The sequence below is a fragment of the Rhizobium sp. 01L410 genome (assembly GCF_056400165.1).
Genome location: NZ_JBFTST010000005.1, coordinates 210,589 through 232,565 on the forward strand (window position 1 = coordinate 210,589; position 21,977 = coordinate 232,565).

General features: G+C 59.2%; 26 protein-coding genes. 13 read left to right on the top strand and 13 right to left on the bottom strand.

Going from position 1 to position 21,977, the window contains the following annotated elements; translation table 11 throughout:
• The 3 genes from AC1DV9_RS13170 to AC1DV9_RS13180 form a co-directional block, all read right to left on the bottom strand.
• Window positions 1-3,180 carry an alpha-1,4-glucan--maltose-1-phosphate maltosyltransferase gene (locus AC1DV9_RS13170; RefSeq protein ID WP_477948315.1) on the bottom strand — a complete coding sequence of 1,060 codons (3,180 nt, stop codon included), beginning with the start codon at window positions 3,178-3,180 and terminating at the stop codon, window positions 1-3.
• 295 nt (window positions 3,181-3,475) lie between these two features.
• Window positions 3,476-3,841, bottom strand: a complete 366-nt coding sequence (locus AC1DV9_RS13175) for a response regulator (protein WP_112389387.1) — start codon at window positions 3,839-3,841, stop codon at window positions 3,476-3,478.
• Entirely contained in the window at window positions 3,838-5,514 is a 1,677-nt protein-coding gene (locus AC1DV9_RS13180) for a sensor histidine kinase (protein ID WP_477948317.1), read from the bottom strand. The genes AC1DV9_RS13175 and AC1DV9_RS13180 overlap by 4 nt, the downstream gene beginning before the upstream one ends.
• A gap of 122 nt (window positions 5,515-5,636) precedes the next feature.
• Here AC1DV9_RS13180 and AC1DV9_RS13185 point away from each other — a divergent pair, with 122 nt between their 5' ends.
• The 9 genes from AC1DV9_RS13185 (at window position 5,637) to AC1DV9_RS13225 (ending at window position 9,775) form a co-directional block, all read left to right on the top strand.
• Complete coding sequence (locus tag AC1DV9_RS13185; protein ID WP_112389389.1) at window positions 5,637-5,897, top strand: hypothetical protein; 261 nt, start codon at window positions 5,637-5,639, stop codon at window positions 5,895-5,897.
• A complete protein-coding gene (locus tag AC1DV9_RS13190) occupies window positions 5,894-6,268 on the top strand; it encodes a GFA family protein (protein ID WP_477948319.1) in 375 nt (124 codons plus the stop codon). Before AC1DV9_RS13185 ends, AC1DV9_RS13190 begins: the two co-directional genes overlap by 4 nt.
• Window positions 6,269-6,327: 59 nt before the next feature.
• Window positions 6,328-6,795, top strand: a complete 468-nt coding sequence (locus AC1DV9_RS13195) for an MFS transporter (RefSeq protein WP_477948321.1) — start codon at window positions 6,328-6,330, stop codon at window positions 6,793-6,795.
• Window positions 6,796-7,102: 307 nt separating this feature from the next.
• The gene (locus AC1DV9_RS13200) at window positions 7,103-7,240 is read left to right on the top strand and encodes a hypothetical protein (RefSeq protein ID WP_477948323.1); all 138 of its coding nucleotides are present in this window, start codon (window positions 7,103-7,105) and stop codon (window positions 7,238-7,240) included.
• A 24-nt stretch (window positions 7,241-7,264) separates the two neighbouring features.
• A complete protein-coding gene (locus AC1DV9_RS13205) occupies window positions 7,265-7,552 on the top strand; it encodes a hypothetical protein (RefSeq protein WP_477948325.1) in 288 nt (95 codons plus the stop codon).
• A gap of 124 nt (window positions 7,553-7,676) precedes the next feature.
• A complete protein-coding gene (locus AC1DV9_RS13210; RefSeq protein WP_477948327.1) occupies window positions 7,677-8,252 on the top strand; it encodes a type 1 glutamine amidotransferase domain-containing protein in 576 nt (191 codons plus the stop codon).
• 27 nt (window positions 8,253-8,279) lie between these two features.
• Window positions 8,280-8,477: a hypothetical protein gene (locus tag AC1DV9_RS13215; RefSeq protein ID WP_477948329.1), complete on the top strand. Its 198-nt coding sequence runs from the start codon at window positions 8,280-8,282 to the stop codon at window positions 8,475-8,477.
• Window positions 8,478-9,078: 601 nt separating this feature from the next.
• The gene (locus AC1DV9_RS13220; RefSeq protein ID WP_477948331.1) at window positions 9,079-9,432 is read left to right on the top strand and encodes a DUF3140 domain-containing protein; all 354 of its coding nucleotides are present in this window, start codon (window positions 9,079-9,081) and stop codon (window positions 9,430-9,432) included.
• 70 nt (window positions 9,433-9,502) lie between these two features.
• Window positions 9,503-9,775 (top strand): hypothetical protein, encoded by a 273-nt coding sequence (locus AC1DV9_RS13225; RefSeq protein ID WP_477948333.1) that lies wholly within the window; start codon window positions 9,503-9,505, stop codon window positions 9,773-9,775.
• 19 nt (window positions 9,776-9,794) lie between these two features.
• Here AC1DV9_RS13225 and AC1DV9_RS13230 read toward each other — a convergent pair whose 3' ends face one another.
• From AC1DV9_RS13230 to AC1DV9_RS13260, 7 genes are all read right to left on the bottom strand, one after another.
• Window positions 9,795-10,019: a hypervirulence associated TUDOR domain-containing protein gene (locus AC1DV9_RS13230; RefSeq protein WP_477948335.1), complete on the bottom strand. Its 225-nt coding sequence runs from the start codon at window positions 10,017-10,019 to the stop codon at window positions 9,795-9,797.
• 91 nt (window positions 10,020-10,110) lie between these two features.
• Window positions 10,111-10,473: a hypothetical protein gene (locus tag AC1DV9_RS13235; RefSeq protein ID WP_112389396.1), complete on the bottom strand. Its 363-nt coding sequence runs from the start codon at window positions 10,471-10,473 to the stop codon at window positions 10,111-10,113.
• A complete protein-coding gene (locus AC1DV9_RS13240) occupies window positions 10,463-10,741 on the bottom strand; it encodes a DUF6894 family protein (protein ID WP_477948337.1) in 279 nt (92 codons plus the stop codon). Before AC1DV9_RS13240 ends, AC1DV9_RS13235 begins: the two co-directional genes overlap by 11 nt.
• An 8-nt stretch (window positions 10,742-10,749) precedes the next feature.
• Complete coding sequence (locus AC1DV9_RS13245) at window positions 10,750-11,706, bottom strand: SDR family oxidoreductase (protein WP_112516767.1); 957 nt, start codon at window positions 11,704-11,706, stop codon at window positions 10,750-10,752.
• Window positions 11,707-11,825: 119 nt separating this feature from the next.
• Window positions 11,826-12,440: a general stress protein gene (locus tag AC1DV9_RS13250; RefSeq protein WP_112540224.1), complete on the bottom strand. Its 615-nt coding sequence runs from the start codon at window positions 12,438-12,440 to the stop codon at window positions 11,826-11,828.
• A 21-nt stretch (window positions 12,441-12,461) separates the two neighbouring features.
• Window positions 12,462-12,773 carry a PepSY domain-containing protein gene (locus AC1DV9_RS13255; protein ID WP_477948339.1) on the bottom strand — a complete coding sequence of 104 codons (312 nt, stop codon included), beginning with the start codon at window positions 12,771-12,773 and terminating at the stop codon, window positions 12,462-12,464.
• 60 nt (window positions 12,774-12,833) lie between these two features.
• Window positions 12,834-13,166 carry a hypothetical protein gene (locus AC1DV9_RS13260; RefSeq protein WP_477948340.1) on the bottom strand — a complete coding sequence of 111 codons (333 nt, stop codon included), beginning with the start codon at window positions 13,164-13,166 and terminating at the stop codon, window positions 12,834-12,836.
• Window positions 13,167-13,433: 267 nt separating this feature from the next.
• On the opposite strand from AC1DV9_RS13260, the gene AC1DV9_RS13265 reads away from it, so the two are divergent.
• The 3 genes from AC1DV9_RS13265 (at window position 13,434) to AC1DV9_RS13275 (ending at window position 17,053) form a co-directional block, all read left to right on the top strand.
• Window positions 13,434-16,004 (top strand): HWE histidine kinase domain-containing protein, encoded by a 2,571-nt coding sequence (locus AC1DV9_RS13265; RefSeq protein ID WP_477948577.1) that lies wholly within the window; start codon window positions 13,434-13,436, stop codon window positions 16,002-16,004.
• A 340-nt stretch (window positions 16,005-16,344) separates the two neighbouring features.
• Window positions 16,345-16,569 carry a hypothetical protein gene (locus tag AC1DV9_RS13270; protein ID WP_477948342.1) on the top strand — a complete coding sequence of 75 codons (225 nt, stop codon included), beginning with the start codon at window positions 16,345-16,347 and terminating at the stop codon, window positions 16,567-16,569.
• A gap of 142 nt (window positions 16,570-16,711) precedes the next feature.
• Complete coding sequence (locus tag AC1DV9_RS13275; RefSeq protein ID WP_477948344.1) at window positions 16,712-17,053, top strand: hypothetical protein; 342 nt, start codon at window positions 16,712-16,714, stop codon at window positions 17,051-17,053.
• 22 nt (window positions 17,054-17,075) lie between these two features.
• Here the strand turns inward: AC1DV9_RS13275 and AC1DV9_RS13280 are convergent, their stop codons facing one another.
• The gene (locus tag AC1DV9_RS13280; protein ID WP_477948345.1) at window positions 17,076-18,605 is read right to left on the bottom strand and encodes a PAS domain S-box protein; all 1,530 of its coding nucleotides are present in this window, start codon (window positions 18,603-18,605) and stop codon (window positions 17,076-17,078) included.
• 789 nt (window positions 18,606-19,394) lie between these two features.
• A complete protein-coding gene (locus AC1DV9_RS13285) occupies window positions 19,395-20,432 on the bottom strand; it encodes a FecR family protein (RefSeq protein WP_477948347.1) in 1,038 nt (345 codons plus the stop codon).
• Here AC1DV9_RS13285 and AC1DV9_RS13290 point away from each other — a divergent pair.
• Window positions 20,431-20,649, top strand: a complete 219-nt coding sequence (locus AC1DV9_RS13290; protein WP_112445408.1) for a hypothetical protein — start codon at window positions 20,431-20,433, stop codon at window positions 20,647-20,649. The genes AC1DV9_RS13285 and AC1DV9_RS13290 overlap by 2 nt on opposite strands.
• 554 nt (window positions 20,650-21,203) lie before the next feature.
• Here the strand turns inward: AC1DV9_RS13290 and AC1DV9_RS13295 are convergent.
• Window positions 21,204-21,404 (bottom strand): hypothetical protein, encoded by a 201-nt coding sequence (locus AC1DV9_RS13295; protein ID WP_477948349.1) that lies wholly within the window; start codon window positions 21,402-21,404, stop codon window positions 21,204-21,206.
• Window positions 21,405-21,977: the final 573 nt, after the last annotated feature.

The window sequence follows — 21,977 nt, forward strand, 5'->3', positions numbered from 1 at the left end:
TCAAATCTCTCCTGTTCTGACGCGCCAGATTGCGAACGGCAAATGCCACGGATCCAGCCGGAGCGTCTGCCACTTGCCCGTAAGCAAGAACCTTCGGCCGCTGACCAGGTCCTCTAAGTCCAGCGTGCCGCCATCGTCTTTTCCAAACTGCCATAACGGGATCTCGACAGTACTTTCCTCGATTCCGTGAGGGTTGAGGCAAATCCCAACGAGCAAAACATTGTGACGGCCGGGCGCCGCCTTCTCAAAAAACATCACATTGGGATTTGAAGAACTGAGGAGTGTAAGACCAAGGTGGGAATGGAGAGCGGAATTGTCGCGCCGAATGCGGTTCAACATCGTGATTTCAGGTTTTATGTTGCCGGGACGGTCGTAGTCCCAAGCGCGAATTTCATATTTCTCGCTGTCAGCATATTCCTTGCGCTTGACGTCCGGACGGCCCTCGCAAAGTTCGAAACCGTTATAGACGCCCCAGAGCCCTGACAGCGTCGCAGCCAAGGCAGCGCGGATGGCGAATGCTGGCCGTGGAGCATCCTGGAGGAAGTCCGGATTGATGTCGTGCGTGTTGACAAAGAAGTGCGGCCGAAAGAATTCCTTGGCCTCGGTCTGGGTAATCTCCATCATGTACTGCTCGAGCTCCCACTTGGTGTTGCGCCAAGTGAAATAGGTGTAAGACTGCGAAAAGCCGACCTTGGCCAAGCGGTACATCACCTTCGGTCGCGTAAACGCTTCCGACAGAAACACGACGTCTGGGTGACGAGCGCGGATGTCGCCAATCAACCACTCCCAGAAGGGGAACGGTTTGGTGTGCGGATTGTCCACGCGGAACAGTTTGACGCCCTCGTCCACCCATAGCTGGACAATATCGCGCAGTTCCTCCCAAAGGGCGGGCACCGCGTCTTTGGAATAGAAGTCGACATTGACGATGTCTTCGTACTTCTTGGGCGGGTTTTCGGCGTAGCGGATGGTGCCATCCGGGCGCCATTCGAACCAGCCTGGGTGATCCGTTAGCCAAGGGTGGTCCGGGGATGCTTGGATCGCGAGGTCCAACGCAAGTTCCAATCCATGTTCTCGGGTTGCCTTGGCAAGACGCCTAAACCCTTCGAAGCCACCGAGCTCCGGATGTATTGCATCATGGCCCCCCTCCGGCGACCCGATTGCGTAAGGGCTGCCGGGATCGCCCGGCTCCGCCCTAAGACTGTTGTTACGACCTTTCCGGTTCGTACTTCCGATCGGATGAATGGGGGGAAAATATAGGACGTCAAATCCCATGTCGCGAATTGCCGATAGTCGGCTGATGACGTCGTCGAACGTGCCGTGACGCTCGGTGTCACCGCTTTGCGACCGCGGAAAGACCTGGTACCAGCTTGCGAATGCAGCCTGCACTCGTTCAGCGTCAACAAGCGAGGGTGGTGAACGGGTGCGGAATGGACGCTCGTCGGCTTCCGACATCAGTGCCGACAGATGAGAAGACAGAAGCACCTTCATCTTTTCACTAGGGTCGCTATTTGCCAAGATTTTTAAAATTTCAGTGATTTTTTCTCCGGGGGCCGCCATTCTTTCGCTGGCCTCGCGCAAAAGCGCCTCCCCCTCGATCAATTCGAGCGTGAGATCCAAACCAGCTTCAGCTTTCTTTGAGAGTTCATGGCGATATATGGCAAACGGATTTTTCCAAGCTTCAACGCAAAATTCATAGCGACCGATCCTGTCGAGCCGGAATTGCCCCACCCACCGATCGTTGTTGTCGAGGATGAGAGGAGATTCCGTCCAGTTGGCATCATCAACGGCACGATACAGAAGAGACGCTGCCAGCCGATCATGGCCATCGGCGAAAATGTCCGCTTTGACGGAAACCGTCTCCCCGACAACGCGCTTTGCGGCAAAACGCCCTTTATCGACTTGCGGCTCGATATTCTCGATTGCGATCCGTTCCGACTCATTAGACGCCGCTCCCGGCGAAGACACGCTCTCGCTGACAATCTCGTCGCCTACGGCCGCATTGAGCAGTTGAAGTTCTCCAGCCGCTAGGAATCTAGGTTCGCTTCCGGGAGCTTGGACAAAAAAAGGCGCTGCGGCCTGTGAGACAATTTCCCAGGGCAAGGGACTGGGCCGGCGAAGGTCTCGGTTGATGACCACGATCCCCACCCGCTCCGCCACGCGAAGGTCATCGTGATCGGCTAAGGTTATGGCGGTTGCTTGCGGAGAAGTCACGTATGCCGTCGGCACCATCGGCCTTGAGGAGGCAATGGCGTCGTTGGCCTCCCGGACTGACGAGGAAATATCGAATGCTCCGCCAGACCGAAGCATGTCGAAGTCTAGTTCTCCGCCACGCGTCACGTCGAGCGGAAGTACGGCACCAAATTCGAAACCCATCGGAATCAACAACCCGTCTCCGAGAGCGGCGGACAGCCGGAGGGCACGCAAGGATCTTCGTTCTCGTACCTCGCGACCTTCTGTTCCGTGGGCTAATCGTCTAGCGAAAGGCGCTTCTGGAAACGCCACCTGCAGGCCTAGCGCTCGTTGTAAACGGTGTTCTTGGAGAAACCATCCCTCGCGCATGTCCCACCAGGCAAGAGACGAAAATACGCCATCGAAGCCGCGGCCTTCCAATCTGGCGCGAAAGGCGAAATCGGTACCGGGCGTATAGACGAGCCGCAACGGCCGTTTATGCCCGAAATTGAACCCACCCAGGCGTTGCAAATCCAAATCCCCAAGCCGCTCCAGTCCCAAGAACCGGAAGCCGGCGACGCCGAGTTCGGAAAGCTCCGAAACGCGTGCAATGAGAGCTTGGACGTCTAACGTCGCGCTGTCGGCGTGTCGCCATGGAGCAGATGGTGCGTGACGGGGATCAAGAGCCCCTAACCCGACGCCCCCTTCTGTTCGAAAGGTTGCAATCGGTGCGTCCATCATGAGGCCCAGGCCTCTAGATGCTGCGCTTTCACATAGAAACGATAGGTGGTCATTCAACGAGTTGGGAAGCCTCGACCCGTTATCGATAAATTTGCGACTTGAAACGTCTACGATGCCACCGCAAAAAAGCGGTGCGGTCATCACTGTGTCAAAATGCAATGAGGCAGCGTGATCTAGGGTTTGCAGCCAGCTATTGGCGTCCGAAAGATCAATGAGGTTCACATAGTAAATCCGAGGTCTCGAAATTGGTAGTTGGCGCGCGGGCATCATAAACGCTGTCTCCAAGGTCGGGCATGGCGGGGCGCAGTACGCCAACCAGAGCCAAAGAAACTTCGAAATATGGCTGTTGTTCCACCCTAAACCGATGTTCCGGCGGTATCGCCCCGAAAGCGAGGTGGCTGTCGCCCGCAGCCTGCAACTCGAATGGATCATTTCTGACCGGGGGCGACACCATATCGATGACCCACAGGTGGATTACGGCAATCTCTGGAGAGACTGGAGTACCACTGCCGACAACGTAAACGTCGGCGTTGAGGCAAGGCAGCCGGGACGGCCTGCACATAGCCTAGGCGGCCATCCGGACCAGTGTTTCGGCAACCATGCGACTGTCATACGGTTTCGGAATGAAAACGCCGCGCTCCGGAATTTCGTTGCTGCCTGGACGCTGTTTGCCTGAAACGATGAGAATTTCGACGGGCGGCCAGCGGTCGCGAACGGCCGCGGCTAACTTCAAGCCATCCATGGAACCCGGCATGTCGATGTCGGTCCAGAGGATGACGATTGCAGGATCGCTCTCAAGAAGCGCGATCGCTTCATCGGCGTTGCTTGCTTCGATGGCCTCGAAACCAGCGTCTTCGACGACCCCGACCGCCATCATCATCAAGAGAGGCTCGTCTTCCACTACGAGGATTTTGGTGCGACTCGCAGTCATTTTCCCTCCTCGCTTTGAACCCGAGCGTCCGCGGTAGCGAACGGTTCCACCGTGAAACCAACTTCAAACGCCAGGCCTTCGGGCCGGTAATCTGGGTTATAGCGGGCTTTTGCGGCAGCAGGAAACGCTCTTTCGATGAGAATGGATCCAAACCCCTTGCGCGTCGGTGCTGAGACTGGCGGGCCGCCTGTTTCCGTCCAGAGCAGGTAAAGCCGCCCGTCGCCGTAAGTCCATTCGATGGAAACCAGTCCGCCATCGCTGCCAAGGCTTCCGTACTTGGTAGCGTTGGTAGCCAGCTCGTGAATGACGAGCGAAAGCGGAAGCGCCAGGTTTGCAGGCAGGGCAACCTCCGGCCCATCAATTCGGAAGCGCTGGTGATCGTCGCCCCCGTGAGACCGCAGCGCGGTCTCGACCACCTCTCGCACGGTAGAGGCGCTCGCGTCTTTCGACAGAAGGAGATCGTATGTCGATGCCAGAGACGACAGTCGGCTCGCGAACGAATGGTAGGCGTCGGGATCGGCCTTGCTGAAGCTCTGACGGGCAATAGCCTGCACAAGGGTAAAGCCGTTTTTGACACGATGCGCAAGCTCGCGGACCAGAAGCATTCGCTCCTCCTCGGCCCGCTCGTTCTGGACGCGACGACAGTCGAGCTCGTCGAGAAGGGAATCGAGCGCAGCGCCCACGGCGTGCATTTCGTCGGTGGGTTTCATCGAGGTGCGGGCCGTAAGCTCGCCCGAACGCCAGCGATCCATGACCGAGGCGACCGAAACCACTGGCGATATCAAGAACCTGGTCCCCACGAAGAAAGCCGCCAGGAAGGCAACAACAACGCCTCCAACGATCGCAAGGACGTTGATGGTCGTCGCCCGGTTGATGGGGGCGAACGCCTCGTCCTTCGAGAAGCCAGCGCTCACATAGAGGGGACTGCCGCCCGGCGTAATTGGCTGATAGCCAAGGACACGCTCGGTTCCATCCTGGCTCACCACCTCGATCACGCCCGGCTGCACGGCGTGGACCAGCTTTTGAAAATCGTGAGGGATGACAGTTCCAACGAAACGTTCCGGCTGTGGCACGCGCGCGAGGATGGTGCCGCCGCTATCTGCGATCGTGACGGCATTGCCTGGAGCGACCCCGCGCTCGGCGATGCGTTTCTGAAGCCAGTCGAGCTTGACCCCGCTAACAACCACCGCCTTCGTGGTGCCGTCAACGACCACCGGCATCGCCACGGGCAGAACGGCCGTGTCCGACATCCTGCTCTTTGTGTACGTCCCGACGACGAAGTCCTCGCCGGCGACGGCAGCCGTGAAGTAATCACGATCGGAAAACGTCACGCTCGCAGGGGCTTCAACGCTTCCGCATACGGGCCTGCCTTCGAGATCGACGACGAAGATCATCCGGATGTTCGGGACGCTGGATGCAACCGACCTAAGGAACGCGTTGCAGACGTCGGGGTCGAGGTTCCGCACTGCCGGCATGGAGCGCACGGAGATGAGAAGCGAGTGCAGTCCTTCGACGATCCGCTCGACTTCTGAGGACGCCTGCCGGGCCGCCTGCGCAGCTTGTGCGCGCACTTCGTCGTTGCGCTGACTCCGCATCGCATACTCGTTATATCCGAGCATTGCGACGACCGGAGCAAGCGCGGCGACGGCGACGGCGACAAGCTTCCTTCTCATGAGACTCCCTCTCGATAAGGGTGGTTAGCATGCCGAAAGATTGTTGGCTATCGGGGCGCGGCGAGACGGGCTTGGCCCATGGCCGCGTTGCACTAGATAAGGTGTCAAATGGAGGAAACAGAATGACGAAACTTACATACCATGTCGGTGCGCACGACGGCGGCTACGGTTACAGGCTGGGCGACGTCTGGTCGGAGACTTTCGCCGACCATGACGTGGCGTTGTCCGCTGCGAAGTCGGCCGCGGAACGGCAGCATCTCGAAGGTCGCGACGCTGAGATTTCCTATCAACTTTCGGATGGTCGCTGGCACAGCGAGCACGTCGACGGGGGAGATCGTCCGGATACGGAGGTGGTGGACGACGGAACAGGAGCCCCGAAATGACAACACTGACCGGTTCCTGCAAATGTGGAAACGTCCGAGTTGCCCTGCGTGGCAACCCGGTCAGGATCGGCATCTGTCACTGCACCGACTGCCGACAGGAAAGCGGTTCGGCCTTCACGTTTTTCGCAGTGTGGCCGGCTGCTGAATTCGAATCCAAGGGCGAAACGCGCGAGTTCGCTGGACGGCGCTTTTGTCCGAACTGCGGTTCCAGGTTGTTCTCGGCGAACGAGGACGAGGCCGAGATCAAGCTCGGCATCCTCACCGAGGCGCCCACACCGCTCGCACCGACGTACGAATTATGGATAAAACGGCGGGAGAAATGGCTTCGGCCCATTGAAGGAGCGGAGCAGTATCTCGAAGATCGGACATGAGCTCCGATAAGCGGGACTGAAACTCATCCCGGTCTTGGAGCCTGGTTTTCTTGCGGGGAATGAATGCGCGCATCTCTATCCGCTCTCTGCTTCGAAGCTATTTCGGTGTCGTCGGGCCGCTGATTTCGAATGAACTCGGACTCTCGCCTGTTGAATTCGGTTGGCTTGCGTCTGCGTTTTTCGGATCGTTCGCGGTGCTACAAATTCCTGTCGGCATCGCCTTCGATCGCTGGGGCATGCGGTTACCGATGACCTTAATGATGATCGCGGGCGCTGCAGGTTCAGCACTTTTGGCGGCTTCATCCGATTTCTGGTCCGCCGCCGCTGGTCAGGTTGCGATCGGAATTGGATGTGCGCCGATGGGCGTTTTCTACTATCTCGGACGACTTCATTCACCAGACAAAGCCGCCCGCCTGGCGGCCACGGTGAGTTCTGTAGGTTCCGTGGGAGCGCTGCTCTCAGCGTCTCCGTTATCATGGTTCACGGCAGAGTGCGGGCGGCGCGCTGCATGCTGGCGGCCTCGATGATGATGCTGGGCTGCGCCTTCTCAGTCGCGGCAACCCTACGACAGACAGGCTCGTCGTTAAACGCTGTTCAGGTAAGCGCCGCTAGCTCGTGGAGGTTGTCCCACCTCCTCTATCTCGTACCCATCTGCTTCACGCCCTCGCTCGGAGGCACTTTTCGAAAACGCTTGGGCTGGACCGTACCTTACGGACGTCTTCGGGCGCGACACCGATGTTGGCGCAGTACTGACCGGGGTGAGCATATTCGGAGTTGCGACTTCGCTCGCATTGCCATTCGTGCTACTCAAATGGCATACATGGTCGGACACTCGTGACCGCCACCTATGTCATCGGCCTTCTAAGCGCGGTTCTTCTCGCCCTCTCACCGGGATCAAGCGTGTTTGCGGCATCCGCAGGGTTGGCACTGCTCTACGCCACGGGCAACATTCATCCGGTGGCGATGACCTAGGCTCAGGCATTGCTCCCGGATCGAATGCGAGGCATCGGACTTGGCGCGCTCAACACGCTCGTCTTTCTTGGCGTGTCGGCTTCATCCGCCATCTTTGGCGCGCTCGCCGAACTTCGTCTCAGCGTCGCCTGGACGTATGGCCTGATCTTCGGAACAACGGCGATGGCCCTGGCAATCGCGCTTGGAACCTACGTGACCTGTCATCCAAAAGGCTGTGGGGCAAAAGACTACGCCTTCGTTGGATTGAAAGCGACTTTCCGATTGCCGCCAACGCTCGTTGATGCCGGTGCCACTGGCATCGATACGCGCTGAGCGCAGTGGCCGGTGTCACGATCCAACCAAAAATCGCTGATCTCGAGCTGGGAACTTCGACTTCCAAAAGGGGTTTTCTACCGGTGACCTCACGGTCGAAATCTCAACAACTAGGAAGACAACGATGACTCTCGAAGGCAAGAAGATCGCGATCCTCATCGCACCCCGCGGCACCGAAGAGCCCGAGTTCAAGAAGCCCAGGGACGCGGTCGAAGCCGCTGGCGCGACGGTTACCGTCGTCGGCATCGAGGCTGGAGAAGCCAAGACAAACAACAGCGACCTTGACCCCGGTAGCTCCTATACGGTCGACAAGAAGGTGACGGATGTCGCCGCAAGCGACTTCGACGGCCTCATCATTCCAGGCGGATGCGTCGGCGCGGATAAGCTGCGAGCCGATGCCGACACCGTGTCGTTCGTCCGGTCGTTCTTTAAGCAAGCGAAGCCCGTCGGTGTCATCTGCCACGGTCCGTGGCTGTTGGTGGAAGCAGACGTCCTGAAAGGTCGTACCGTGACGTCCTACTCGTCGATCCGGAAAGACATCGAAAACGCGGGTGGAACGTGGGTGGACAAGGAGGTTGTCACCGACAAGGGGCTCGTTACGAGCCGCAAGCCAGACGACCTGCCGGCGTTCTGCGCGAAAATCGTTGAGGAGTTCGCAGAGGGAAAGCATCCCGAGCAGGCTCGTAGCGCCGTAGCGTAACCTGAGCCCAATTGGCGAGGACATTCAATGTCAGGGATCATCGAAGGCTTCGAACAACGCCATGTTCGAGGTGATGGCATCGGCATCGACACGCTCGTTGGGGGCAGCGGACTGCCGCTGCTCCTTTCTCCACGGCTGACCGCAAACAAGAATGTGCTGGACGGCCGTGGCACCGAAACGACCGATATGTTCACCGTCGTCGTGCCCGACCTTCGAGGCTACTGACGGAGCGGGAAACCGGATACCGGGGCCGATGTCTATTCGAACCGCGCGATGGCCCGCGACCAGGTCGCGTTGTGAACGAATTGGGTTTCGAGCGGTTCGCCGTCGGCGCGCATGACCTGGGCGCCCGCGTTGCATATTGGCGGTGACCCGGCTAGCGAGCCTGGACGTTATCGACTGCGGACATGTGGCGAACATACGAGCGAGAGAAGATGTTCATCATAGCATTGGTCCATTATGGCCAACCTGATAGTCTTCGGGAAAACTGATCGGCGCGGACCCCAAGTGGTTCATATGCTACATCCTCGGACATCAATCGGGTCAGGTATTCAGTTTCTCGAAGACAGCTTCTCCGACTACGTCACGTGCGCGAAAGACCGGCGACCGTCCGTGGATAGCGCACCGGCTGGCTTTTAGATCGCTGTTGATCGGCGGTTAAAAATGCGCCGCGTCCTTGAACGCGGAACGAATGGATCGTGCGTCGCCGCGTTTCGGCGAGATGTCCGTTGAGATCTCTCTCCTCACCACAGGTATTACGCGCGAAACTTTCCGCGATAACCGGCGTTCGTCGTCGTACGGGTGTGGAGCATTTCAGGAGGATCAAATGACAAAAGACAGCGACATCGACACCAATCAGGTCCTGGCTGATTTCGCCGAAGCGGTGAACATGTCGCCTTCGGAGCTGGAGAAGTGGCTGCGCACGGAGGAGAGCCTCGTCAACGGGTGGAAGGCGGACGGCCGCAAGGAGTCGATCGATCATCACTCCGGACGACGTATCGTCGATATCAAGCACAAGAAGAGGGCAGATCTGACGGACGAGGACTATGAGCATATGCGAAAAGTCGTAGGCTACGTGCACAGGCATCTCTCCCAAGGCGGACCGAAGGTGGACAAGGAGCGTTCGGCATGGCGCTACTCGCTAATGAACTGGGGGCACGATCCCTTGAAGAAGCGGTAAGGAAAAGCCAAAACCCTGCGCGGAACTCCCGGGCACGCTCGCCGTTAATCCTAAAATCAAAGGAGCCACCATGACCTACGTCGCATCCCCAAGCCATTCCGCCGACGACCCCGCCCGGATCGAGGATTTGAAGCAATGCCTGGAAACGGCACGAAGGCACTTGGACGAAACTTCGAGCGCGTCCGATGAAGACAAGGCGGCCGAATTGTTGACATCGGCGGTCGATGCCGGCTGGGAAGAGGCTGAAGTTCGCTCAGCGGTCTCCAGCGCTGCGAGCGAGCAAAAAGATAACGACGTGTTTCTGACGCCGACCCTCGGGATCGTTCCGTCGTCGTCCATGTGAAGCGTGCGGTCAGCTTGGTTTAGGGTTTCGAACTATCGCCAGTCTTGGTCAGGCTACCTGGCTTGTGAGCTGCGCGCTTGGCAGTCTTTTCGCTTTCGACGATGTATTCGGGATTGGATCGTGACGCCTTGACATCGTGGCCCTTGATCTTGGTTGGCGTCGTCTGTTTCTTCACGACCTTGCCTTTGGATTTCCCTTGACTGGTGTCCCAGGTGACTTTGTCGCCCTTCTTGAGGTCGCTCATCGATTTCTCCGTTCGGTTATTCGTTCGGGCAAATTCGAATGCTTGGGGCGAGACCACTCGCCCCAGAGTTTGCGGTGTTGGCGATCCCGATCTATTTAATTTTCTCGGTTCCGGCTGGCGTCGTCACCTGTGTCGGGCCGCTGCCACTGCCACTCGGAGTCGGAGAACGATCGGTCGCTTCGGGCGGACGGCTGCTGCCGTCGGCTGCGTTGTTGTCGAACGTTCCGGCGCCGGACGGCTGTGCGTTGATCGGATCGGCCTTCGTCGAAGCCGTGGGCTCGGCGTCTCGATCGATACTCTCGCCCCAAATCTCGACCCCGCCCCAGGCGAGCAGTGCGAGCAAGATGCCACAAACGAGAACGATGAAGACCGGCTTCCCGAAGCTGCCCTGGCGTGCTTCGATGGCGGTTTCGGTGACCTTGGGCGATTCGGTGTCGTTACTTCTAGTGACCATGTTCGGTCTCCTCGGTTATTGGATCTGCAGTTGCGGTCTTGTCGATTTCCTCGAGAACAAGCCTGATCTCCCGGACCGGTTTTCGTTCTTCGTCGAAGACCTCGACGGACAGCATTTTGTATTCACTGGTCGGAAGCCCATCGGCTGCCATTTCGGACAGCGCCGTGCGCGCTTCCTCGATCGCAGCTTCCGCAGTGTCGAAGTCGTACAGCATCTCCGCAGGACGGACGCCTTCGTGGTCAAGCAGTTGAAAGTAGAACTTCGCCATCTCCAACCTCAGTAGCCGCCGACGATGGGGAGGATTTCGCCGGTGATGTAGCTGGACATCTGTGGCGATGCGAGGAAGACGTAGGCGGGCGCAATCTCCTCAGGCTGAGCGGCGCGTTTCATCGGCGTCTGACTGCCAAACTTCGCGACGTCGTCGGCCTGCTTGTCAGAAGGATTCAACGGCGTCCAGACCGGTCCGGGCGCGACGGCGTTGACGCGGATGCCCTTCGGGACGAGCTGGCTGGACAGGGCCTTGGTAAAAGCGTGAATGCCGCCCTTCGTCATCGAATAGTCGAGCAGCTCCTTAGAGCCTTCCAATCCGGTGACCGATCCGGTGTTGATGATCGCCGACCCGTTGGAGAGGTGAGGAATTGCGGCCTTGGCCATATAGAAATAGCCGTACAGGTTGGTCTTCAGTGTTTCGTCGAAATGCTCGTCGGTAAGATCCTCGATTTCGGCGGTATGGACCTGGAAAGCGGCGTTGTTGACGAGGATGTCGAGACGAGAGAACTGCTTGGCAGTCTGGGCTACAGCGTCACGGCAGAACTTGGGGTCTTTCACATCGCCCTTGATAACCAAGCAGTGGCGGCCTTCCTTCTCAACCACGGCTTTGGTGTTTGCCGCATCCTCGTTCTCGTCGAGATGGACTATGGCGACGTCGGCGCCCTCGCGTGCGAACAGGATCGCGACCGAGCGGCCAATGCCCGAATCTCCACCGGTGATGAGTGCGACCTTGTCCTTCAGCTTTCCCGACCCCTTGTAGAACGGCGCATCGTAGAGCGGCATGAGCGGTAGGTCAGCCTCGGAGCCAGGCTTCTTCTGATGCACTTTCGGGAAAGGCGGTTCCGGGTATTTCCGCGCACCCGCCTGCATCGCGCCGCTAGGCGTCGATTTTGACTTTTCGTCGGCCTTCGCGACCTGGTCTTGGATATCGCGCTGCTTTGCTGCGGTGGCTTTCGATGACATCTCGATCTCCTTTCGATCGTGAGAGGACAACGTCGGCGCCGCGAAAAAGTCCCGCCGACCCAAATCAAAAAAGGCCCCGCAGCGACTGCGAGGCCTCCGATGGTTTCCTATAGAACAAATTACAGACGGTTGACGCGATAACGGTCGCGCTCGGCGGCGATCTGCTCGTTCGTGTAGGGACCGGCGGTCTCGTCGAAACGTGTCCAACCCTGCTCGGCATAACGTGCCCGACGCTCTGCGACGTTTACCCGCGGCGATCTGTTGAGGATCGCGTCTACGGACGTGCGACGGTCGTCTTCCACACGCGCCGTCACGACAGAGCCGCCGCGACGAATGCTTTCAGCATAGAAGTTGGCATCTTCTTCCGGCACACCGGATTCGACCATCGCGCCGACGATCCCGCCGACGGCGCCGCCAGCAACGGCACCAGCGACTGCGCCAGCCGCCGTGGCCGCGAGCCAGCCCGCAGCAACGACGGGACCAACGCCTGGAATGGCAAGGAGGCCAAGGCCGGTCAGCAGACCGCCCGCGCCGCCAGCCAGGGCGCCGAGGCCTGCACCGGCGCCGGCACCTTCGCCTGCCCGGTTGCCTTGCCCTTCGACATCGACGTCGCCATTAGCCTTGTTGGTGACTATGCTGATGTCGTCCGACGGGACGCCCGCATCTTCGAGCGCTTTCACGGCCGCCTTTGCATCGTCGTAACTGTCATACAGTCCTGTGATTGTGGTCTTCATGGGGATTCCTCCGTTATATTTTTACTTGGCAAGCGTGACGTTGCCCTGGAAGTCCAGGGAGACGTTGGCGGACTTGCCGTCCTTGGAAGCGGTGGCGCGCCAAACGCCCTGATCGTCGAGCTTCAGACCGGATACGTCGGTGTAGCCGGCCTCTTCGATGCGGGACTCGGCCTGAGTTTCGGTGAAGCTGTTCTTACCCGCGACAGGTGCACCGGGATTTTGCTCGGTATTGACCGCTGGCGTCGTCTGCGAGGTGGTCGGCGTTTGGCTCTGGGCAACGGCCGCTGAGGCGACAAGCGCGAGGCTCGCGGTCAGAAGGATAATTTTCTTCATGGGTGTTTCCTCTTGGTTTGTGGATCGAAAACACGCGGAAAACCTAGAGGTTCCAATCATTTATTTGTGACGGAGAGCGTTGCAACCGGTCGCGTCTACTCTATGAAGGGATGGCGCCGTACTCGGGCAGTTTGAAGTCGTCCGCGCCGGATAAGACAGCTTGGTCACGAGCTGCTTAATGCCCGGCGTGTCAGAGACGCGCAGAACGCCTCGCTGCGAGGCGACGCCCAGCAAGGTCTGTGGCTGCAGCATTTTTGGAGCGAATTTCGGGACGTTCTGTCCCTTTTCCACATAGGGCCGCATAATTTCCTCGTAGCGCTCCAGTGCTTCCTGAAAGTAGGATGAGCGAGACAATTCGCCGGCCAGAGCATAGACGCCGACAAGGTGTGCCATCGCTCAGTTGCTAGATACTCGCAACGCCAGATCAATTCGATTGACCTTCTACCGATCGCGACGGGACTGACCAAGGCGGAGATTGGTCGCTGTCGATCCGAATCTTTTGCTGGCGTTCATCCGGCCGTTAAGACGCCGTTCTTCTTGATCAGCATCTTCGATAATCCAATATCAGTAACCAATCGTATAAGTCTTCATCAGCGGTTGCTGGTCGCCGGACGCTATGGCAGACAGGCATTCCCATTCGAGAAAGCAGGATGTCCGCCATTGAGTTATGATAGGTCCAAAGTCGATCTGAGCAATTGCGATCGGGAACCGATCCATATTCCGGGCAGCATCCAGCCTCACGGAGCAATGATCGTCCTGAACGAGCAAGGGATGGTTTCGTTCGTTTCGAAGAATATCGACGAATTTCTAGGCGATACCAATCGCGACTATGTCGGCGCGGAGCTTGCCGATCTGGTCGGTACGACCGTCTCCCATGACATCGCAAACGCCGTCGCTCGGGCCGGGGCTGGCCAGATCGCAGGCGTCGTGCTCAAGGCGAAGCTCTCGGAAGGCGCGAGCGTCGCCGACATCACAGCCCACCGATACGAGGGCCGGACGTTCCTCGAGCTTGAGCGGCCCGCCTCTCCGGAGGACACGGAAGTGGCGCTCCATCTGACGCAATCGTTGATCCGACGGGTGGACGGCTACCGGGAGTTCGACCCGCTATTCAAATCAGTCGCGCGGCTCGTCCGCGCGATGCTCGGCTACGACCGCGTGATGGTCTACCGGTTCCTGCACAACGGGGCCGGTCGGGTGGTCGCGGAGGCGAAAGACCCTTCTCTGGGTAGCTTTCTGGGCCAGCACTTCCCGGTATCCGACATCCCGGTGCAGGCGCGCAAGCTTTACGTCAAGAACTGGATCCGTGTGATCGGCGACGCATCGTTCGTCCCCGTGCCGCTCCTTCCGAAGATCGCCGAAGGCGATCCGGCCGTCGACCTCTCGTTTGCCCATCTTCGAAGCGTCTCCCCCATCCACTGCGAATATCTACGAAATATGGGCGTCGCCGCCTCGATGTCGATCTCGATCGTGTTAGACGGCCGGCTCTGGGGCCTCATCGCCTGCCACCATAACACGCCAAAATGGCTCTCCATCCCGCTGCGCGTGGCGACCGAACTGTTCGCACAGTACTTCTCGCTGCATGTGGCCGCCATCGAGCATCGCGAACAGCAGGCGTCCGCCGCGGCGACGCGCAGTCGTCTCGATGCGATCATCGCAGGCGTCGATCACGCCGACCCGGTCGAGGTTACGCTTCGCAGAAGGCTTCGAGAATTCTCCTCTCTGATCGCCAGCGACGGGGCGGGGCTATGGTCGCGTGGTGAGTGGGCGTCGTATGGCGTTTCCCCATCGGAGACGGCGATACCGCATCTGATGGAAATCATCGGCAAGAAGGCGGGCCGGAACATCTGGGACACGCAGGACCTCCAGTCCGAGACCGGTGAGGTCGAAGAGTACGGTACGCGCATCGCAGGGCTGCTAGCGATTCCGATTTCAGTCTCTTCGCCGGATTTCCTGGTGTTCTTCCGAAGCGAGGAGGCCCATCAAGTCGAGTGGGCAGGCGAACCGCGAAAGAACGAGGAGCTCACCGAGAACGGCGTCAGGCTATCGCCGCGCGGCAGCTTCGATACCTGGAGGGAAGACGTCAGGCACAAATCGCTCCCGTGGTCGAAGGCCGACGTCGTCGTGGCCGAATCCATCAGGGGATATGTCCGCGACGTGATGCTGTCGCACAACGACGCCACCGAGGAGCAGCGCGAACGGACCGAGAGCCAGCGAAAGCTGTTGAATTCGGAGCTGAACCACCGCGTGAAGAACATCCTCGCGCTGGTGAAGTCGATAGCGACGCAGACCGGGGCGAACTCCCAGTCGGTCGACGAATATGCCAAGTCGTTCGAAGGGCGGCTCCGGGCGCTCTCGTTCGCTCACGACCAGTCCTTCGGTAGCCGGGACGGCGGCGAACTCAGGGGCCTGATCGAGGCCGAGGCGGATATGCATCGGGTTGCAAAACTGCCGGATCGCATCCAGATTTCGGGAGATCACATCGGCCTGACCGAACGGGCGTTCGGCGTCTTCGCTCTGCTTCTGCACGAGATGATGACCAACGCCGCGAAGTACGGCAGCCTTTCCGTTCCGTCCGGAAAGCTGGAGATATCCTGGACGATCGCCGAAAATGGCGACTGCCATCTTTCCTGGAAGGAAAGCGGCGGCCCGGAGGTCGTCGTGCCGACACGCCGCGGTTTCGGTTCGAACTTGATCGAGAAGACCGTTTCGCACGACCTTGGGGGAGGCATCGACCTCGAGTTCGCCCCTGCCGGCCTCGAGGCCACAATCATGATCCCCGGCGAGCACCTAAGCGAGGTCGTGGAAAACTTGCAGCCCGGCAGCCCAGCCATCGCGGAAGCCGCGTTCAAGCCGTTGGACCGAATGAGCGTCCTGCTCGTCGAGGATCAGTCGCTGATCGCGATGGACACCGAGGAACTGCTGAGGTCGATCGGTGCCGAAGAGGTTTCGATCGCGGCCAATGTCGCCACCGCCTTGAAAATCCTTACCGAGGGATCGCCCGACTGTGCGGTTCTCGATCTCAATCTTGGATCTTCCACATCCGAGGACGTCGCGAAGGAGCTCGAGAAGCGTGGCATTCCATACGTCTTCGCGACAGGCTACCGCGACGGCGTCCATATCCCGGCAGACTTCGCAACTATTCCCGTGGTTCGAAAGCCCGTATCGCAGGCAGCGTTGTCGAGTGCGGTCGGGACGGCGCTAGGCATAGGGCCGACGAGACCGGGCCGCTAAAGCATCCCCAATCTTGCCAAGTGTCGCGGCCGCCTTAGCTACGCGGCGAACTCCATCCTGGAGATCGTGTGCGGTCAGGCACGAACTGGGTACGCGGCGTTTTGACCACGGATGTACTGGCACTGGTGTGAAGGCGATGTCGACAAGGTAGGTGCGATTTTTTCGCGGCCTTTTCTCATTGCGCTCTACCTCATATCAATTTTAAGAATAAGACAGGGACCGTACGGCGATCCGCGTCACCTGCCTCGGCTCCCCGTTTCCCGAAGGACTCAGCAAGCGCCATTTCCAACAGTTCATCGCGAATCCCCGCACATGCGAACATCGCTACCGGCGAAATCCGTTGGGCGTGGAAGTCGCCGCCTCGTCTGGTTACCAGGAACACCGCACCACGACGATGCATGTTGTTCCAATCACTCTTCGTGAAACGCAGATCGGTCGCCAGCGCAAGATCGGCCTTCCGCCGTTCTTCAGCCGATCCAGTCATATGTCCGCGGGGCGCGTCGCTCCGGCGTTCACACAGATGACGTCGGCGGCACCGAATTCCACCGACCCGTCGTCGCACTGAACAATGGAGACATTCGGGTAGGATGAGAGATTCGCGGCCGCACACGCAGCCAGATCGAGCGCGACCTCGACCGCCGTCGCTTTCCCAAAGACATTGACGAAACTCGCCTGATCGCCGGGTAGAAGCCTGCCCCGACACCGACATGTACGACGTGCTCGACCTCACACTGCGCCGCGTTCGACACGAACAAGGCATGGATGGTGGGCTGCCCGTCGTGGGCGAAGGCTTCGATTGCGGCATCCGGGTCGGCTACCTTCCCACATCGTTTCCAGTAAGATTGGATCGCTCCGCGCGCGCCTCTACGCAAGCGCCTGCGTACGTGCCGGAGAACGGCGAACCCAAGGGCCCGGCAGACATCCTGAAACACTCGGCGATCACGCCTGGTACGGACAGGTGGACCTTCACAAGGGACGACCAGTCCGCTTGCCCGATTCGAGCATCGAGCGATTGGGCCGAACACTGGACGGATCTTGATCTTGCCTGAGGTGGTCGACTTCAAAAAAGCTTCAGAAGCACCGCCTGCCCTGACAGGCTTCTGCCAGCGCGTTCGACAACTGAGCCTGGCTGAACGGCTTCGATAGCCGCACGACCCCGGCCAGATCGCCGACGCCGTCCGGTAGCTCCGCATAGCCTGTAGCAAGAATGATCGGAAGCGTCGGGTACCGCGCGTGGATTTCCTGACACAGGCGCGCCCCTGTCATGTTGGGCATGGCGTGATCGGTTATAACGACATCCGGCGGAACGCCCGTCTGCAGCGCTGCCAAAGCCTCCTCGCCCGAAGATGCCTGAATGGTGTCCATGCCCAGATCCTCGAGCAGGAGAACCGTGTTCATGAGAACGAGGGCGTCGTCGTCGACTACAAGAACGGTTAGCGCTTTCGGAGCGGGCTCGAACGGCACATCTGGTGTTACCGGAGCCCTTGTTTCCACTTCGGTGCTATCGGCGACGGGAAGCCACAGCTCCGCGGTCGTTCCCTGTCCCACCTGGGACTTCAGGATTAGCTCGCCGCCGGACTGGGCCATCAGGCCGTGCACCATGGGAAGACCGAGGCCCGTTCCCTTGCCAACGCCCTTGGTCGTGTAGAAGGGCGTTGTCGCGTTGGCCAGCGTCTCGTCATCCATGCCCTCCCCCTGATCGCGGACAGAGAGGCAGACGTAGTTTCCGGGCGGCAAGGTCGAGCGGCTAGGCCGGTCGGATCTGCGCTCGGCGGCGATGGTGATCTCTCCACCGCCCGGCATGGCATCGCGGGCGTTGACAACGAGGTTGAGAAGAGCGCTCTCGAACTGATTGGAATCGCTGCGAACCTTCGGCAGATCCGGTGGGAACTTGCTGGTGATCACGATCTCGGGGCCGATGGTGCGCCGCATGAGCTCGGTCATCCCACCGACGAGGTCGCCGACGTCGACGGGGGCGAGCTGAAGCTCCTGGCGACGAGAGAACGCAAGCAGCCGCTGCGTCAACGTGGCGCCGCGTTGAGCTCCCTGAATCGCGTTGTCGATGAGATCTATGACGTCCTGCCGGACTGCTCTTTTCCTTGCGATCTCCAGGCTTCCGAGGATCGCCATGAGGAGATTGTTGAAGTCGTGTGCGAGTCCGCCGGTCAACTGCCCGACCGCCTCCATTTTTTGCGCTTGGAAGATCGCTTCCTGCGCCGCCCGCTTCTCACTGATGTCGCGCGTGATCTTCGCGAAGCCGATCAGTTCGCCCTGGGAGTCCCTGATCGGATCGATGATGACGTTCGCCCAGAAGCGCAAACCGTCCTTTCTCAAACGCCATCCCTCCCGCTCGAAGCGCCCTTCTTCCTGCGCAAGCCGAAGGGCAAGTGCCGGCAGGCCGCTCTCTCGATCTTCGTCGGTGTAGAACGTGGAGAAGTGTCGACCGACGATCTCCTCCTCCTTGTAACCTTTGAGACGCTCGGCGCCTGGGTTCCAGCTCGTGACGAAGCCGTCCGGGTCGAGCATGTAGATGGCGTAGTCGGTAATGGCCTCGATGAGCAGGCGGTAGCGCTGCTCGTTCCTGATTTCGGAATCGTTCATGATGCCTCCCCGTCTGTCGCCACCGACAGCCTTGAAAATATATGATCGGAAGAGATTAAACCCACCCCGGACTAACGTCTGACACCGCTGTCAATTCGTAGACTTGTGGTCTGATATCATGCAGTTGTCAAAAATCGCAATAGAGAGCATCGACTGGAATATTGCGTACAAAGATATCCGAAATCGACGTCGCTGTAGGCACGGGTAAGAAGCCGCCGCAAGCTTTCTGCGCGTGTCGCAAATGACCTTGGCCGAAGGGATTGGCGTGACATTCCAGCATGTCCAAAAGTATGAGAAGGGCACGAACCGCATCGGTTCAAGCCGGCCAGCTCAGATTGCCCTCGTCCTCGGCACCAGACCCGGATCCTTGTTCGGCAAAGACGAAGCCGGCACGTCCGCGGCGCCTCGCTCCCTCGAGCTGAGGGCGATATCGATATGTACAAGGGGGGACGCGTATGGTGCCGGTCTCCTTGAGCCCCAGGTGACGGATCGCTTGGAAAAATCGGGGAGCGACCGGCGGATCCCGAAAGATTCGCATCCGCTCAAGCATCTTTGTGCAGCCGCGGCATTAAGTCTTCCGACTGCCAAGCCCCCCGTCAACCTCTACGGGCCACGTCGTTCAGCATCCCATGCCACTTGCAAGCTTTCGAGAGGGTGCCCGCGTCTGCGACGGGTCACGCGGTACCGGTGGGCGGCAAACGGCATCAATGCTGGAAAAGACAGCCCATTCGGGCGCTATAGTCATCAGGTGCCCAACGCGAGTGGAAATAGATAGACATTATCCGCAGATTACTTGCCGCCTTTTCCACTGTTACTCTTGCTGCCCCCGTTGCCGCTGTTGCTCTTTCCACCGCCTTTTCCGCTGCCACCACCGTTACCATGTCCACCGCCATTCCCGTTGCCGCCGCCATTACCCTTCCCGCCATCGCTACTACCCTTGCCGCCGTTGCCACCGCCATTGCCGTTTCCACCGCCGTTGCCCTTGCTGCCACCATTCCCATTTCCGCCGCCGCTACCCTTGCCACCATCGCCCTTCCCGCTGTCGCTACCTTTGCCGCCCTCTCCATTGCCGTCGGAGTCGCCGCCCTTGCCGGAACTGCCCTTCCCCTCGCCGTTATCGGCAATGTTGGCACTGGTGTCGTCAGCTCCTTTTTTTGACTTGCCCCTGTTTTCAGGCGCGGCGTCGGGTTCGCCGGACAGCTTCTTGGCGCCCAGGGCCGGAACGACTGCAACTGATGGCGCGACGGACGTTATGGAAGGCTTTGACACCGCTCCTGCGACGTCCATGCCGCTCTTCCGGTCCACAGTCGCGCTCTGTCGGGGCCCAACGTTGGCCTGTTGACCGCTTCCGAAAGACGTGACCTGCACAAGACCGCGATCTACGGCAACCGATGCCTTAGTCTTGCCGACCGTCACGTGGAAGATCGTACCCTTCACAACGGCGGCCAGATAGGGAGTCTGTACTGTTGTATGCGGCTGGCTCCGCTTTTCGATCTCAAGATCGAGTTCCCCGACCTGCTGGAAGACCTCCGTCTTTCGCGGCGAAAGGAAGCCGCCCGGCTTTGTCGTAATCGCAGCCAATGTGTTCGGCTGGAACCCAATGCTTTCAACACCACGCACGAGCTGAACGCGGTCACGAGGGCCTGTGGAGATCCAGGCTTTGTTTGGCACCACATCGCCCACACGTAGGTTGGTCCACTGTTTCCGGTCAATAGTGTACCTAACCTGGCTGGTGGTCTTGGCAACCTGCCAGTCATCACCGGACGCGTGTGCGACAAAGGGTGCCAGGAAAAGGAAGAAAAGCAGGATACGAACGAATGTAGACATGGATGCGATGCCCCCAGATATTGAGGGCGACTTAATCACGGCCAAACTTAAGAATAATTTTAAATCATCGAGTGATTTCGGGGAAGGTGGCCTTTGGTACGTTACCGGACAGGCCGTAAACGAGGTCCGCAGTCGGCTGCTGGGCATCATCGGGATCTGGATGCTGGCCTCCACACTCTTCCGTCGCGGCAATACCCGCGGGGAAGGCGAAGGCTGAAGACGAGACGCATGCGGAATGGTGGCATCGGCCCCATCTAGGAGCAGGAGCAGGCGGCGGTCAAACGGCGCGCGGCGCCGGCATTGCCACGATGGCGATGAGGGTCAGGCCATCGAGAAAGCGGCGCCCGCGCTTATCATGGCCGCAAAAATCTAAAGAAGAAACCTCGGAACTACCATTTGCCCTTCGGTCCCGAGGTTTTCCATGCGCACCAGCATTACCGCGATGGGTATCTCAGGTCCATCACAACCAAAATGCTAAAGTAAAGGCGCCCGATTCGTCAACGCAGGTTTGGTTTTCTCAAAAATCCTGCCACAATCGGACGCGCCAGGCCGGCCCCTCGCGAGGCCCCTTACCGGAGAACTCATCACAAAGAGTACCAAGCGTCTTGTGAAGCAGGCGTGACCGAACCATTTCCAGACTAGGGGGTGGATCAAGCAAATATGCACACGGAGTTCCCTGGTACGCCGGGAGTGGCGAGCGATCCGAACCTAATGTGGCAAGGCTTGTCGGAGACGCCTGTCGAGTTTCAAACCGAGGGCGTGTCAAGACAGTCACGTCAACAGTTTGGTCAAGTCTTCCTCAGCCTTAACCCCGTGGCGAAACGCCCAAATGATCTTGTTTGCCAATTCCTTCTGTCGCATTTCGAGCACGATTTGTTTGGAAGCGCAGAGACGATCAAATACGCGCTCACAGAGGGTTACTTCCTCCTGAGCGAGTGAAAATTTTGCTTGGGCCAGTTGTTCTTTGATCATGACCTATGCCTAGTGAATGTCGCGCTGCTGTGAAGGTAGAAGTGCTGCATCTTTGTCCCCAATGAGCTTGAGCGACTCCCAGTCTGGTAGATCCTTCTCGCTGAGTCGTTCCCTGAACAGCGCAGAGCATCCATCCCGCCGCCTCGACTTCTCCGCCTCCATATGGACCTGAATCTGCTCTATGCAAGGCCACGACGCAAGGGCGCGCTGATCCCCCTTCCCAGGGAAGGGTTGCGGCCACGATCCTCGCCTTGGAATAGGCATTGGCGATCCGCTGTTTCGCGGCACCGTCACTTTCCAAGATAACGCCCAAGGTGAAGACGATCGTCTCCATCAAATGTTGGCGTCATCATCGGGTCCCACCAAGAAGGTACCTCCAATCGGAAAATTCAGACCCTGCGACGTAACGGCGACAGATTGCAATTTTTGAATGTAACAAAAAAGGGCATGTCGAGCAGCGCGATGCCGACGCCTCGATCATGGGATTGATGGGTTCGTCCGGTTCGAGATGGCGCCGCGGCTCTTCTTGCGGGACGCGCTCGGGATCTTGAGGCGGCGTATCAATGGGCGGTG

Excerpts from the sequence above, each read along its gene's own strand:
- AC1DV9_RS13290 (WP_112445408.1), top strand. The coding sequence starts at position 20,431 with ATGGATGCGATGCCCCCAGATATTGAGGGCGACTTAATCACGGCCAAA.
- AC1DV9_RS13185 (WP_112389389.1), top strand. The coding sequence starts at position 5,637 with ATGACGAAACTTACATACCATGTCGGTGCGCACGACGGCGGCTACGGT.
- AC1DV9_RS13210 (WP_477948327.1), top strand. The coding sequence starts at position 7,677 with ATGACTCTCGAAGGCAAGAAGATCGCGATCCTCATCGCACCCCGCGGC.
- AC1DV9_RS13170 (WP_477948315.1), bottom strand. The coding sequence starts at position 3,180 with ATGATGCCCGCGCGCCAACTACCAATTTCGAGACCTCGGATTTACTAT.
- AC1DV9_RS13180 (WP_477948317.1), bottom strand. The coding sequence starts at position 5,514 with ATGAGAAGGAAGCTTGTCGCCGTCGCCGTCGCCGCGCTTGCTCCGGTC.
- AC1DV9_RS13275 (WP_477948344.1), top strand. The coding sequence starts at position 16,712 with ATGTACGACGTGCTCGACCTCACACTGCGCCGCGTTCGACACGAACAA.
- AC1DV9_RS13295 (WP_477948349.1), bottom strand. The coding sequence starts at position 21,404 with ATGATCAAAGAACAACTGGCCCAAGCAAAATTTTCACTCGCTCAGGAG.
- AC1DV9_RS13230 (WP_477948335.1), bottom strand. The coding sequence starts at position 10,019 with ATGAGCGACCTCAAGAAGGGCGACAAAGTCACCTGGGACACCAGTCAA.
- AC1DV9_RS13195 (WP_477948321.1), top strand. The coding sequence starts at position 6,328 with ATGAATGCGCGCATCTCTATCCGCTCTCTGCTTCGAAGCTATTTCGGT.
- AC1DV9_RS13220 (WP_477948331.1), top strand. The coding sequence starts at position 9,079 with ATGACAAAAGACAGCGACATCGACACCAATCAGGTCCTGGCTGATTTC.
- AC1DV9_RS13285 (WP_477948347.1), bottom strand. The coding sequence starts at position 20,432 with ATGTCTACATTCGTTCGTATCCTGCTTTTCTTCCTTTTCCTGGCACCC.
- AC1DV9_RS13175 (WP_112389387.1), bottom strand. The coding sequence starts at position 3,841 with ATGACTGCGAGTCGCACCAAAATCCTCGTAGTGGAAGACGAGCCTCTC.
- AC1DV9_RS13240 (WP_477948337.1), bottom strand. The coding sequence starts at position 10,741 with ATGGCGAAGTTCTACTTTCAACTGCTTGACCACGAAGGCGTCCGTCCT.
- AC1DV9_RS13235 (WP_112389396.1), bottom strand. The coding sequence starts at position 10,473 with ATGGTCACTAGAAGTAACGACACCGAATCGCCCAAGGTCACCGAAACC.
- AC1DV9_RS13215 (WP_477948329.1), top strand. The coding sequence starts at position 8,280 with ATGTCAGGGATCATCGAAGGCTTCGAACAACGCCATGTTCGAGGTGAT.
- AC1DV9_RS13280 (WP_477948345.1), bottom strand. The coding sequence starts at position 18,605 with ATGAACGATTCCGAAATCAGGAACGAGCAGCGCTACCGCCTGCTCATC.
- AC1DV9_RS13245 (WP_112516767.1), bottom strand. The coding sequence starts at position 11,706 with ATGTCATCGAAAGCCACCGCAGCAAAGCAGCGCGATATCCAAGACCAG.
- AC1DV9_RS13255 (WP_477948339.1), bottom strand. The coding sequence starts at position 12,773 with ATGAAGAAAATTATCCTTCTGACCGCGAGCCTCGCGCTTGTCGCCTCA.
- AC1DV9_RS13250 (WP_112540224.1), bottom strand. The coding sequence starts at position 12,440 with ATGAAGACCACAATCACAGGACTGTATGACAGTTACGACGATGCAAAG.
- AC1DV9_RS13225 (WP_477948333.1), top strand. The coding sequence starts at position 9,503 with ATGACCTACGTCGCATCCCCAAGCCATTCCGCCGACGACCCCGCCCGG.
- AC1DV9_RS13205 (WP_477948325.1), top strand. The coding sequence starts at position 7,265 with ATGCGAGGCATCGGACTTGGCGCGCTCAACACGCTCGTCTTTCTTGGC.
- AC1DV9_RS13190 (WP_477948319.1), top strand. The coding sequence starts at position 5,894 with ATGACAACACTGACCGGTTCCTGCAAATGTGGAAACGTCCGAGTTGCC.
- AC1DV9_RS13260 (WP_477948340.1), bottom strand. The coding sequence starts at position 13,166 with ATGGCACACCTTGTCGGCGTCTATGCTCTGGCCGGCGAATTGTCTCGC.